The following is a 12,965-nucleotide window of genomic DNA, read 5'->3' as shown; positions in this document are numbered from 1 at the left end:
CACTGATGTCAGCTGTTGCCGCTCTTGCATACATTAGAAAAAACAAGGCGATAAATTTAAAAATAAAGGAAAAAATTTATGTTAAAATCAATAAAAATGGCGGTTGTTTTTTTTCTTCTGTGCGGGATTTGCGTTTTGTGTTATGCGCAAATCAAAGAAGTTAATTATATGAAACATTATAAAACAGAGAAAGGCGGCGATTACATGGATTTTAGCTTTTATCCATATGAAAGTATTTTCGATAAAGGCGTTTTGTACATCGAAAAAAGCAAACTTGACCAAAGCAGAATAAATGTCACGGTTTTAAATGAAGACGGCAGCGTGGCAGGGATATTGTATTTGGGAGGAGAGTCGGCATTTATTTATGAAAAAAATATTCGAAATCCCGCAGATATAACACAATCGAATGATAATCAGTCAGACAGAATTCTTCTTGCCGAAACAGAAGTTTTAAATGCGATAAATAAAGGGGATAATTATATTATTTCTGCTGTCGTTTTATATTCCGGAATATATAAAACCATAGCGTTGCCGGTGAGTAAACAAGAAGTCAAGGCTTTGGGTTTTGAATATATTCCTCTTGAGAAAGTAATAGACATATGCAGAAGAAATACCGGTATGGCAGTAAACATGATAGGTACGGAAATAAGGTTCTTTGGAGATGAATTAAAAAAAATAAAAGATAGAAATTTTTTTGCTGATGGCAAACCCGGAGAAGAAATTATAATGACAAAACCTGACGGAAAAAGGGATATTCTAAAACGAAAAATTTATATGCTTCGTAAAAAACCCTCCCTTTCTGCGCCGTTTGTCAATATTGAAGAACCCCGCATAAATGAAATAAGACCTTTGTTTAAAAAAGATTACTGGTATGAACTTGAAGTTACGGCAACAATCCCTTTTCATATGGATTCGGGAAACAGCATTTATAAAGGGAAAATATACCGCGGTTTCTGGCAGGCGCAATATGATGAAAATGGTTTTCCTTTTCTATTGACAGAAATGGTCAGAAACAGCTGGGAAAAACTTGCAAAACAGTACTTTAAAGAATTGCAGCAAGAAAAATGAGCTGTACGTAAATTTATGAAAGAAAAAGTATGAATTCAATATGGAGGATTGCGATGTTTATCATGACGGCTTTGCTGATTTATTTCGGAGGCTTTATTTATATATGTTGGCGTATAAATGCAGGACTTAATTTGCAGTCTCCTTATAAATGGTATATTTTTGTGGTAACAGCGGCTATGGGACTTTTTACCATACTGGCTTTTATGGGTAGTCGGAAAGCTTTCTTTGGAATATCAGTTTTTGGCCCGCTGGGCTATATCTGCGTGGGCATATGGGGGATTTCTCTTACTTTTTTCATTTTAAATGATTTTGTAAATGCGGCCAACCTCATGTTTAAAATAAAAAATTTTCGGTACTATTCTACTTTAACGGCAATTTCGCTGTCAATTCTTTCAGTCGTATGGTCGCTTATAAACGTTGCTTTCATTTTGAATATAAAAGAAGTAACTGTAAAAGTGCCAAATCTTCCAGTAAATTCTTTAAAAATCATTCAGCTTTCCGATTTGCATATTAACACTTTTACGTCACCCAAAAGCATAATAAAAATTTTTGATAAAGTGAACGGCTTAAATCCTGACATAATTCTAATAACCGGAGACGTGATAGATACGGATATAAATAAAAATGATAAATTTTTCGATTACGGTTTCGGCAATCTCAAAGCCAAGTATGGCATTTACGCTGTGACTGGCAATCATGAATATTATACGGGTTTGTCGGCATTTTTTGAAATGTTTAAAAAGCTTAACATAAAAATTCTCCAAAATGAAAGCGTTCAGGTTGACAATATTATAAATATAGCGGGTATAAACGACACCGAGGTTAGAAATCCGACCAATATTTTAAAAGCTGTTTCTGACGTTAATCCGTTGCTTCCGACTCTTTTTATGAGTCATCAGCCAGAATCTTTTAATATAGTATCCGAGTATGGAAAAAGCATCATACAATTTTCTGGACATACGCACGCCGGTCAAATACCGCCCGTAGAAATAATAAGAAGGCTTATGAAATATAATTATGGCTTATATGAAAATAAAAACTCAAAAATGTACATAACTTCAGGCACGCGCTGGTGGGGGCCGCCGATGAGGCTATTCAACACAAGTGAAATTGCAGTAATAACATTAAAAAAGGAATAGTTCAAATCGGAGATAGTGATTTAGGATATATAAACCTTCTCTCCGTTGTAAAATCAATAACTTTTCATGTTGTCGTCTGTAAAAGTTGCAATTTTAAAAAACAATAAAGGCAATATTGACAACTATTTAGTGTTTTATAAGAGAAATTTAAGAGACACTTAACGGGTTAAAATCGGGCATTGTTTGGTCAAAATAATTAGGCACTAAGTGGCCGTAATATTGTTCCGTTATTACAACTGAATGATGTCCGAGTATTTTTGAAAGACCGTAAATGTCTTTGTACTTTTTCAAATACTGTGCTGCGAAGGTATGTCTCAAGCAATGCGCATGAAAGCCTTCAAATCCTATCTGTTTATATCTCTTTCTTAAATATGAAGAAGCGCTGCACATTGTCGGCAGCGTGCCATCCACATATACAACAATGTTACTCACTTTTATTTTAGCATTTTGCGATTGCTCTTTTTTCAAAATCAGTAGATATTCTTTAAGAACATTTGGCATTACAACGATCCTGAACTTGCGGCTCTTTGTCCGGTAATCGCCGCTAGATTGAATTCTTATCTTGCTATTGATGAAATCCACGTCACAGACCACTTAATATTCAAAATTTCGCTTATTCTTGCGCCTATAAAGAAGCCTATATAGTTTATCGTGCGCCATGTGCCGGTAATTCCTTCAATAACCTTGTTTATGTCACCTGCGGTCTGCCAGTATTTTATTTCCTTTTCTTTATGCACTTTCTTAATTTTTAACTTCTGCAGGGGATTAATTTGCAGTATGTTCCATTCGATAAGTTTTGTGCCTATGTTTTTAAGCGTGGTTGCTTTTCTTTTACACGTGGCTTCTGAGTTATTCTTAACATCTTTAAGCCAGTTTAAAAACTTTTCAGCGAATGCGATATCCAAATCGTTTATAGATGAGATTGCCGGGTAGAACTCTTCAATATTTTTGAATAGTTGCCTATCAAGCGCTAGGCTTGTTTTGGCCTTTGAGTCCTTAGAGTACGTTAAATACTTTTCTTTTATATCCTGCCAGGATGTATATTTTTTATCCAAACCTATCCGGCCGCGATCCTTATCTTCTTCGTATTTACCGAGTTCAATTTTGGCGAGTTTATCATCCTTCGAAGATTTTATCCATACGTTCACATTGCGGTATATGATGTTTCCGGAAAAGTCCTTAATCGGAAAGCCGCTCTTATCAAGCTGCGGCTCCTTCCGGTAGTCTCTGATGTAGTTACGGCCGTGCTTCTTGGTCAGATATGCCATTTTAAGAGGTTAATTTGAAATCAATGCCGAGAGTGTGGGCAAATAAGATTACGTTATGGAATGACGGATTTGCGTCTTTTGAGAGCATTCTGTATATGCTTGTCCTTTCAACCTTCGCTTTTTTTGCAAGAGTTGAGATCTTTCCTTCAGCCATAGCTACAATCTTTAAACCATGTAAAAGAAGATTAGTGTCATGATTTTTATTGTATTCTGATACTATGTGCTTTTTATAATTCTTTAATTTCTTTGGATCTTTTCTTAAAGATTTAGCATAATCCTCAAATACATCGGATTTTATTATTTCAGCATCTTCAAGTTTTATGTTGTCTATTTCTGTTATTTTTTTCATAGCTTCCCCCTTAATGATTCTTTTATTGTTATTGCCTTTTCTATGTCTTCCTGCTGCTGCTTTTTATCAGCGCCGCCGTACAACAGTATCAATATTGTGTCGCCACTCTTCGTATAATAAATTCTTATTCCTTTGCCAAAATCTATTTTTAATTCAGATACACCCTTTTTCAGTGCTTTACAGTTTGAGAAGTTGCCTATTTGTAGTCTTGCAATATTAGTAATTACTCTAATCTGTACCTCATCATCCTGCCTATCAAACCACTTCTGATAAAAATTTGTTCTTAATATTTTATATCCCATTGTTTCCGCTGTGTAATAATTGTAGTATATATGCTACAAATTGTCAATGTAGTTAGAATAAAAAAGAGCTGCATCTAGGCAACTCTTTTAAACTGGTCGAAATTCACCCAATTAAAAACATCTAATAATCTATTTATTTTTAAGCTTTTTTGTTTTTTCTCTTTCTAACTGTTTTATACTTTTTTCTGTGGTCGGTAAATCTTCAGGCATTGTTCCGCCAAGTTCCTTTATTGTTTGTCTTACTTTTTTACCTACTTCATGGTGTGCGTAATTTGCCTGTATCTTTTCTTTAATGTTTTCTCGTTTTAGCTTCTCTTCTGTTTGTGTCGCTCTGAATAGATTTGCTGCAAGTTCCGTGCTGCCCATGTGGTCAAGAATTTCCTGACTTTTCTTTAAACCTTTTTTTGAATGTATGTCTTTACGACCTAATCCACCGTAAAGTCCTTTATATCCATAATCTTGAAATATTGCATAATCCAAAGGCTTTTCCACTCCGGCATCTTTGGCAGCCGCAGCAAGTTGCTTATTGTGAAATTTCATCTCATTTCTTAATTTTAACCTCAATTCATCTTCTTTTAATTCAGGGTTTCTGTTTGATAATTCTTGCCGACGGGTTTGTATGGCAAAGTATGTTTGACCTATAGAAACAAGAGGTTTTGAAGGATCTGCATTCTGTATTACCAGATAGCAGGCATAGCGAGATAATGTAAAATCCTTTACTTCTCTCTGCGTTCCTGAGCCAATAGTAACCATTTTGTTGGATTCAACAAAATGGTATTCTGTATCGGCACCAACTGTTTCTGATGCTATCATTGCTTTGCTTAACACTTTTTCAAAATTACGCCACTCATCATAGCCTATTAAAATTGATAAATCTCTTGCAGACCATCCTTCATCTCCATTTTCATCGATAAATTTAATGCTTTCAAAATGGCTGTCTTGAGTTTTTAATTCTGACATGTTTAAATACCTCACTCATATTTGGAAATATCTATTGTCTCTATAAAAGTTACAATGAGAGCCATTGTAATCGTAAATGTTATTTCCGTTATATTCTGAAAAGTAAATCCCATTTTGCCTATAGACTTTTTTCCCGATATATTCCTCTTTTAGTTCTTTTAATTCAGGACTAAAGAATATGTCGTCCAAGTTGTATATGTGAGCTATAAAAGGCTTATTACATAAAGATTATTTTGGAAGCGTACATTTTTTTAGGGGTAGGCAGTATTTTGTAAGGAAAACCCTTTAAAGTTCTAGACGATTCAAAATAATCATTTGCTTTTTGCCTAAATAAGACATTTATTATTTCATTATTATGATTATTTGTGCTAAATCATTAACGGAGAGAATTTATGGCCTCTTTAATGTTTGTTGATGAAAAAATATAATTCCCGCTTACTAAAACATCCGCTCCTGCCTCGATACATTTTGGTCCTGTCTCCGCGTTTATGCCGCCATCTACTTCTATAAGACAATCGAATTTGTTTTCGTCTATTATTTTTTTTAGTCCGCTTATCTTCGTAAGCATATCGGGCATAAAAGCCTGACCTGCGAAACCAGGCTCAACGGTCATAACCAAAACCAAATCCAGATACGGCAAAAGTTCTTTTATTTCCAAAATGGGAGTTTTAGGTTTTATCGATATGCCAGCTTTTATGCCAGAATCTTTTATATCTTTTATAAGACGTTCTTTATCAGATTTGATTTCTTCGTGAAAAGTTATTAAATCCGCGCCTGCTTTTTGAAATTCTTTCCAATATTTTTCTGGCTTCTTTATCATAAGATGAACGTCAAAAAATAGGTTTGTTATTTTCCTGACGGATTTAACGACTACCGGACCTATAGTAATATTTGGCACAAAATGTCCGTCCATGACATCTATATGCACCCAGTCCGCTCCCGATTCCCAAATTCTTGCAATATCTTTTTCAAGATTTGAAAAGTCGGCTGATAATATTGAAGGCGCTACGAGTATTTTTTTCATTTCAGTTCACAATAATGTCTTCAATAAAAACTTTATTTATGTACACTTTAACAATGGCATTTCCTTTTGTCTGTAAAGGAATCGAAATTTTCGTTCCGGGCTTTCTGACAGCATTTAAAATATCTTTTTCACCATTATCATCGGCAAGAACAAGCCGTATCCGTTTGTTCGCACCTGAACTGGGGAGAGCATAGTTAAAAACTGTTTCGCTTAAAGATTTTTCTGTCTTTGTTTCAGTCGCAACATGAAACGTTATGCTTTCAAACTGTGAGATGTCCGTGTCGGCGTCAGGATACTGTTTTACTACCGTTCCGGGCAGAGCCGTTGAAGAAGATTCGCTTTTCATTTCAACCGCTATTCCTATTTTGACCGCCCATGTTTTTGCATCGTTTCCCTGCAGGCCTATAAAGTCTGGCATTAAAACTATTCCTTCTGTAGGAACGCCGTCTGATATGACAAGATTTATTACCGCATCTTTATCAACCGACGAGCCAGCCGGCGGATCCTGTGATAAAACTATTCCTTTTTCTTTTATAACCGAATATTTTCTGGAAATTTCGCCTATAATAAGTGAAGAAGATTTTAAAATGATATCCGCGGCTCTCACAGTCTGTCCTTTCAAATCCGGGACATAAATCATTTCTCCGCCCTGACTTATCGTGACTTTTATAACTTTTCCTTCTCTTACATTCATTCCAGCGGGAGGCGCCTGGCGCAAGACCATTCCCGGAGGAACATTGTTATTAAATTCTTCACCTTCTTTTCTCAGTCCAAGTCCTAATGCCGACAATTCTTCAACCGCTTCGACAAGACTTTTTCCGCTGAGTTCGGGAAGAACTATTTCTTTTTTAACGTGTATAACCGAGTTCATCACAATATTAAATGAATAATAAACAGCCGCGGCTATAACGGCTAACACTAAAAATATCAATACGATTTTCTTTAACAATTGAAAACTCCTTAAAACAATTAGAATGCCCATTTTGCAGTACACAACAAGTTTATGTAAATGAACCTTCTATTTTTTTATCCACGACATTTTTGAACGAAGTCTTGCTCCGACCTTTTCTACAAGCCGTAAAGATATGTTTTCTCTTTCTTTTTTAAAGAAAGGTCTTCCTTGGGCATTTTCTTTAAGCCATGCGTCGGCAAATTTCCCCGACTGAATATCCGCAAGAACTTTTTTCATTTCCTCTCTTGTCTGCTCCGTTATTATCCTTTTTCCACTTACGTATTCTCCGTATTCCGCAGTATCGGAAATTGAATAGTTCATTCTGCCTATGCCGCCTTCAAATATCAAGTCAACAATAAGCTTAACTTCGTGCAGACACTCAAAATAAGCGATTTCCGGTTGATATCCGGCGGCTACGAGAGTTTCAAAACCTGAATTTATCAGTTCTACCAACCCGCCACAAAGTACAACCTGTTCTCCGAACAAATCCGTTTCTGTCTCTTCGGCAAAAGTAGTTTCCAAAACACCTCCTCTGGTTCCGCCTATTCCTTTAGCATAACCTAGAGCCAAATCTTTCGCTTTACCGCTTGCATTTTGTTCGACGGCAATTAAACATGGAACTCCTTTCCCTTCTTCATACTGTCTTCTCACCAAATGGCCAGGACCTTTTGGCGCTATCATTATAACATCTAAATCCGGCGTAGGAACTATTTGTTTAAAACGAATATTAAATCCGTGCGAAAAGCTTAAAACTGCGTCTTTTTTTATATTGGGTTTTATATCTTCTTCCCAAACTTTTTTCTGAACTTCATCCGGTAAAAGAACGTGCACCCAATCCGACTGCTCAACCGCTTGAGCAGCGCTGACGGGTTTCCAGCCGTCTTCAACGGCTTTTTTGTAATTGACTCCACCTTCTCTTTGCGCAACGATAACATTTAATCCAGAATTTTTAAGGTTTAAAGCATGCGCGTGTCCCTGACTGCCATATCCCAAGACAGCAATCGTTTTTTCTTTCAAAAGATTTAAATCTGCGTCATTTTCATAGTACATCTTTGCTTCCTTTTCCATATCGTCTCTCCTTGTATGCTGCTATTGTTGTAATCTATTTCATTCACTTTTTTTTCGTTTTTGCTGAAGATTTGTTTGAAGGCCGCTTGTTCTGCTGCGTAGTTTTTTTAGAAGATTTTTTTACTATCTGATTTTCTTTCTCCGATATGGCTTTGATTTTTGCAGTTTCTGCAGCAAGTTCTTTTTCGTAAAAATCGTCGCTTACTTTATTCTCTTTTTGTTCTTCTGTCAGTATTTCGGAAAACCGATTAGCGTACTGTAGTGGAAGATTTTTAATTCTTTCTCTAGTCTGTTTTATTTCGCTGTTTCTCCGTTCGACAAGAGAAAAATTGTTGTCTTTTACCGCAATATTTCTGTCTTTTATAAGTTTTTGGAGCTGTATCTCAAGTTCTTCTTTTTCACCTACATACTCTTCGCGCAATTTTTTTCCCTCGGTCATCTGTTCAAAAGTTAAATCGTATGTTCCTTGAGCATAAACTGCTTGACAAAAAAACGATAACGAAAAAACTGCGGCACTAAAAAAAACAATAAAAGTTTTCATATTTACCCCTTTATTTTTTCCTTTGCCTTTCCAGCTCTCCTTATACACACAGCACTTACTGCCTGCCGCCGCCTCTTGCCAAAGCGACTTCCCCTGTTCTACAGACTTCTTTAATTCCGTAAGGCATTACCATTTTTATAAACGCTTCTATTTTTTCCTCATCTCCGGTAACTTCGATTATCATTGAATCCTGCGACACGTCTATTATTCTTGTTCTGAAAATTCCAACCATCTGCATTATTTCAGCGCGGTTCGACTTAGTTACATTTATTTTCACCAGCGCAAGTCCTCTTTCCACATAATCTATATCGCTGAAATCGTTAACTTTAATAACATCAACAAGCTTGTTTAACTGTTTTGTCACCTGTTCTAAAACGGATTCATCGCCTTTAACCATTATGGTCATTCTTGAGATTGCAGGATCTTCAGTTTCTCCGACGGCCAAAGAATCTATATTGAACCCACGCGCTGCAAACAAAGTCGCTATTCTTGCCAAAACGCCGAACTTGTTTTCAACTAAAACAGAAATCGTATGCCGCATTTTTCCTCCTAACCGTTTATTCTCGTTATGATGTCGTCAAGGGAAGCGCCAGCTGGCACCATAGGAAAAATATTTTCTTCAATCTCGACCCATGTATCAAGGACGACGGAATTTTTTGTTTCCAACATCTTTTTCAATGCAGATTCAATCTCCTTTTTCTCCGTCACGCGCATGCCGAGAGCTCCATAAGATTCTGCCCATTTTACAAAATCTGGAATATATACCGGGCATCTGTCTCTGTTGGGCGTATTGCACAAAGGAGGACAGTCTTTACGTTTTGAAAGACAGGTATGTGAATATCTTTTTCCATAAAACATTTCCTGCCATTGACGGACATTTCCCAAATAATGATTATTCAGTATAACGACTTTAACATCAACCTCGTTTAATATTGCAACGGACATTTCCTGCATATTCATTTGAAATGACCCATCCCCCGCGATGACTATAACTTCTTTGTCTGGATTTCCGAACTTTGCGCCTATGCCCGCCGGATAACCGTAACCCATCGTGCCTAGTCCTCCGGAACTCAAAAACAATTTGGAATTTTTTGCCTTATAATATTGAGCTGCCCACATCTGATGCTGCCCGACTTCTGTTGCGATGACGGCTTCTCCTTTTGTAAGTTCGGATATTTTTTCTATGACATACTGCGGATGAAGTTTATTGTCATTTTTTTCATACGAAAGCGGATGTTCTTCTTTCCACGCGTTTATCTGTTTGAGCCATTTCTTTCTTTCTTTCTTTTCTATCTGCTTTGACATGTCTTTCAAAATTATTTTCGCATCTCCTACAACTGGAATATCGATATCAACCACCTTTGAAATAGAAGCAGGGTCTATGTCAATATGAATAATTTTGGCTTTTCCGGCAAAATCGCAGACTTTGCCTGTGCATCTGTCGTCAAACCTTGCGCCGACGGCAATAATCACATCCGCAGCCTGTATCGCTTTATTTGCACAATACGTGCCGTGCATGCCGAGCATTCCGAGAGCCAATTCCGCATCTGTAGGATAAGCGCCTATGGCAAGCAGGGTATTTGTTACCGGAATTTCAGCTTTTACAGAAATTTCCAAAACTTCTTTTTCTGCTCTGGAAACTACGACTCCAGCTCCTATATATAAAACTGGTCTTTCGCTTCTATTTATTATTTCGGAGGCTTTTTTTATTTGTCCGGCATGGCCGCTGTAAGTGGGTTTATACGAACGTATTTCCACTTTTTCTGGATATATAAATTCGCATTTTCCCCTTTGGACATCGATAGGGATATCCACCAAAACCGGCCCCGGCCTTCCGGTTGAAGCGATATAAAAAGCTTCTTTAATGGTTTTTGCAAGTTCTTTTACGTCTTTAACTAAAAAATTATGTTTTGTTATCGGTCTTGTTATTCCCGTAATATCCGCTTCCTGAAAAGCGTCCTGGCCTATTACGGCAGTGGAAACCTGTCCAGTAAAAGCCACCATCGGAACAGAATCCATATACGCAGTCGCCAAACCGGTAACTAAATTTGTCGCTCCTGGTCCGGACGTTGCTATGCATACTCCCGTATTTCCCGTTGAACGTGCATAGCCGTCCGCCATATGCGCAGCCGACTGCTCGTGCCTTACCAAAATGAAATTTAACCCCGAACCGTAAATAGCGTCAAAAATCGGCAGCGCTTGACCGCCCGGAAGGCCAAACACTACTTCGACATTTTCCTTCAATAAGCTTTCAATTAAAATCTGCGCGCCTGTCTTTTCCATAGCGTGTACCCTCCTTTTTTATTTGACATATTACCATCTTATATATTCTTAAGAATTGTTCTCTTTCAGTTTGGCAAGCCCGCTTTTGACGACTTTATAAATGTCACTAGGATTTTATTCAAGCAAATCTGTTTCATCTATGGCGGACAAATGTGCTTTGCTGATTATGTGTCTGGTTTTCATGTAAAAGGATTATATTTTCTAGATGTTCGTTTAGGAGAAAAATGGCATTTTCAAGCAGTCGCCGCATTTTTCATTCATCAAATCACCTTATATGAAAACAAAAAAACTGTGTCGTAAATAGCAAAAGTATTAGTAACCTTGACGATAATTTCTTCGAAATTCTTCCTCATAAAGATTACTTTAAAACTGCTCCCGTACTGGCCGATTGTACAAGTTTTGCATATCTAGCCATATAGCCCACTTTTATTTTCGGTTCAGGTTTGACGGTTTTTGCCATTCTGTTTTCTATTGTTTCTTGTGAAAGTTTAGCATTTAAAGTCCTCTTCGGTATATCAATATTTATTATATCTCCTTCTTCTATGGCAGCTATAGCTCCGCCGCTTGCCGCTTCCGGAGAAATATGTCCTATGCAAGGTCCTCTTGTTCCTCCTGAAAAACGTCCGTCGGTAAGCAAAGCCACGCTGTCGCTTAATCCCATCCCGTGAAGCGCGCTTGTGGGGCTCAACATCTCTCTCATTCCGGGTCCACCTGCGGGACCTTCGTATCTTATAACCACTATATCTCCTGAAACAATTTTGTTGTCCAAAATGGCTTTCATCGCATCATCTTCACAGTTAAATACTCTTGCCCTTCCTGAAAATACTTTCATTTTTTCGCTTACGGCAGCCTGTTTAACAACACAGCCGTCAGGAGCTATGTTTCCTCTTAAAATGGCAATGCCTCCTTCAGTTTTATATGGATTTTCAGCCCTTATAATATCACCGTCCAATATTTTTCCTTCTTTGGCAATTTTAAGAATATCATGACCGGTAACGGTTTTTGAGGATTTAAGTTCTTTCCGTAAAGCCGACAGAACCGCTGGCATTCCGCCGGCATTGTCTAAATCTTCCATATAATGGTCACCGGCAGGTTCCAGACAACAAATCTGCGAAGTTTTTTTGGAAATTTCGTCAAATAGTTCGAGCGGCAAATCTATGCCTGCTTCATGTGCAATCGCGGGAAGATGTAAAACCGTATTTGTTGAACCGCCTAAGGCCATATCCGCGGTAATGGCATTTTTAAACGCGTCTAAAGTCATTATCTGTCTTGGAACTATATTTTCTTTTACAAGTTCAACGATTTTTACGCCTGACTCGTAAGCTATTCTTTTTTTCTTTGCGCTTACAGCTAAAGCTGTTGCACAGCCGCACAGAGACATTCCCATAGTTTCGGTAAGACATGCCATTGTGTTCGCTGTATACATTCCCTGACAAGCTCCTGCACCAGGACATGCAGCCATTTCCAGTTCTTCAAGCCGTTTTTCATCAATTTTGCCCGCTTGAAACTGCCCTACTGCTTCAAAAGTGTCTCTTACCATCGAACGCCTTTTTTTTTCATACATTCCAGTCATCATTGCACCCGCTGTAACAACTATGGAAGGAATATTAAGTCTTGCTGCGGCCATAAGCATGCCCGGAGTAACTTTGTCGCAGTTAGACAACAAAACCAGCCCGTCAAGCATATGTGCATTAGAAACAGTTTCGATTAAATCAGCAATAATTTCTCTCGAAGCAAGCGAATAATGCATTCCGCTGTGACCCATAGCTATACCGTCGCAAACCGCCGGCGCTCCGAAAATAAAGGGAACTCCGCCGCCTGCGGCAATACCTCTTTCTATATATCTTTCCAATTCGCGCATTGAAACGTGACCAGGAACCAAATCCGTAAAGGATGAAGCGACGCCTATAAAAGGTTTGTTCAAATCTTTTGGGCTCACTCCAGTAGAATACAGTAAACAGCGATTCGGCGCTCTTACGGCTCCTTTTTTTATTTGGTCGCTTCTCATTTT

Annotated in this window: 14 protein-coding genes; 2 read left to right on the top strand and 12 right to left on the bottom strand. The window is 37.8% G+C overall.

What is annotated here, in order from left to right; genetic code table 11:
* The first annotated feature begins 78 nt into the window (after positions 1-78).
* Positions 79-1,068 carry a hypothetical protein gene (locus LBD46_01025; protein MDR2425762.1) on the top strand — a complete coding sequence of 330 codons (990 nt, stop codon included), beginning with the start codon at positions 79-81 and terminating at the stop codon, positions 1,066-1,068.
* Between the two features lie 29 nt (positions 1,069-1,097).
* Positions 1,098-2,207: a metallophosphoesterase gene (locus tag LBD46_01020; GenBank protein MDR2425761.1), complete on the top strand. Its 1,110-nt coding sequence runs from the start codon at positions 1,098-1,100 to the stop codon at positions 2,205-2,207.
* A gap of 147 nt (positions 2,208-2,354) precedes the next feature.
* On the opposite strand, the gene LBD46_01015 is transcribed toward LBD46_01020, so the two are convergent.
* From LBD46_01015 to ilvD, 12 genes are all read right to left on the bottom strand, one after another.
* On the bottom strand, positions 2,355-2,789 hold the full coding sequence (locus LBD46_01015) for a site-specific integrase (protein MDR2425760.1): 435 nt from the start codon (positions 2,787-2,789) through the stop codon (positions 2,355-2,357).
* On the bottom strand, positions 2,765-3,475 hold the full coding sequence (locus LBD46_01010) for a phage integrase SAM-like domain-containing protein (protein ID MDR2425759.1): 711 nt from the start codon (positions 3,473-3,475) through the stop codon (positions 2,765-2,767). The genes LBD46_01015 and LBD46_01010 overlap by 25 nt, the downstream gene beginning before the upstream one ends.
* A 1-nt stretch (position 3,476) precedes the next feature.
* The gene (locus LBD46_01005; GenBank protein ID MDR2425758.1) at positions 3,477-3,824 is read right to left on the bottom strand and encodes a hypothetical protein; all 348 of its coding nucleotides are present in this window, start codon (positions 3,822-3,824) and stop codon (positions 3,477-3,479) included.
* Positions 3,821-4,126 (bottom strand): type II toxin-antitoxin system RelE/ParE family toxin, encoded by a 306-nt coding sequence (locus LBD46_01000; GenBank protein MDR2425757.1) that lies wholly within the window; start codon positions 4,124-4,126, stop codon positions 3,821-3,823. Before LBD46_01000 ends, LBD46_01005 begins: the two co-directional genes overlap by 4 nt.
* Before the next feature lie 129 nt (positions 4,127-4,255).
* Positions 4,256-5,086, bottom strand: a complete 831-nt coding sequence (gene dinD / locus LBD46_00995; protein ID MDR2425756.1) for a DNA damage-inducible protein D — start codon at positions 5,084-5,086, stop codon at positions 4,256-4,258.
* A 376-nt stretch (positions 5,087-5,462) separates the two neighbouring features.
* Positions 5,463-6,110: a ribulose-phosphate 3-epimerase gene (rpe, locus tag LBD46_00990; GenBank protein ID MDR2425755.1), complete on the bottom strand. Its 648-nt coding sequence runs from the start codon at positions 6,108-6,110 to the stop codon at positions 5,463-5,465.
* 1 nt (position 6,111) lies between these two features.
* Complete coding sequence (locus LBD46_00985; protein ID MDR2425754.1) at positions 6,112-7,059, bottom strand: PASTA domain-containing protein; 948 nt, start codon at positions 7,057-7,059, stop codon at positions 6,112-6,114.
* Between the two features lie 69 nt (positions 7,060-7,128).
* Complete coding sequence (ilvC, locus tag LBD46_00980; GenBank protein MDR2425753.1) at positions 7,129-8,130, bottom strand: ketol-acid reductoisomerase; 1,002 nt, start codon at positions 8,128-8,130, stop codon at positions 7,129-7,131.
* Between the two features lie 43 nt (positions 8,131-8,173).
* Positions 8,174-8,671, bottom strand: coding sequence for a hypothetical protein (locus LBD46_00975; protein MDR2425752.1), 498 nt, complete (start codon positions 8,669-8,671; stop codon positions 8,174-8,176).
* Positions 8,672-8,726: 55 nt separating this feature from the next.
* Positions 8,727-9,212: an acetolactate synthase small subunit gene (gene ilvN, locus LBD46_00970; protein ID MDR2425751.1), complete on the bottom strand. Its 486-nt coding sequence runs from the start codon at positions 9,210-9,212 to the stop codon at positions 8,727-8,729.
* Positions 9,213-9,220: 8 nt separating this feature from the next.
* Entirely contained in the window at positions 9,221-10,954 is a 1,734-nt protein-coding gene (ilvB, locus tag LBD46_00965; GenBank protein ID MDR2425750.1) for a biosynthetic-type acetolactate synthase large subunit, read from the bottom strand.
* Positions 10,955-11,312: 358 nt separating this feature from the next.
* Positions 11,313-12,962 (bottom strand): dihydroxy-acid dehydratase, encoded by a 1,650-nt coding sequence (gene ilvD / locus LBD46_00960; protein MDR2425749.1) that lies wholly within the window; start codon positions 12,960-12,962, stop codon positions 11,313-11,315.
* Between the last annotated feature and the right edge of the window lie 3 nt (positions 12,963-12,965).

Origin of the sequence: Candidatus Endomicrobium procryptotermitis (assembly GCA_031279415.1) — a bacterium.
GTDB classification, from domain to species: domain Bacteria; phylum Elusimicrobiota; class Endomicrobiia; order Endomicrobiales; family Endomicrobiaceae; genus Endomicrobium_B; species Endomicrobium_B procryptotermitis.
Note: the sequence above shows the minus strand (reverse complement) of the source record. Positions and strands in the feature narration are given on the sequence as shown.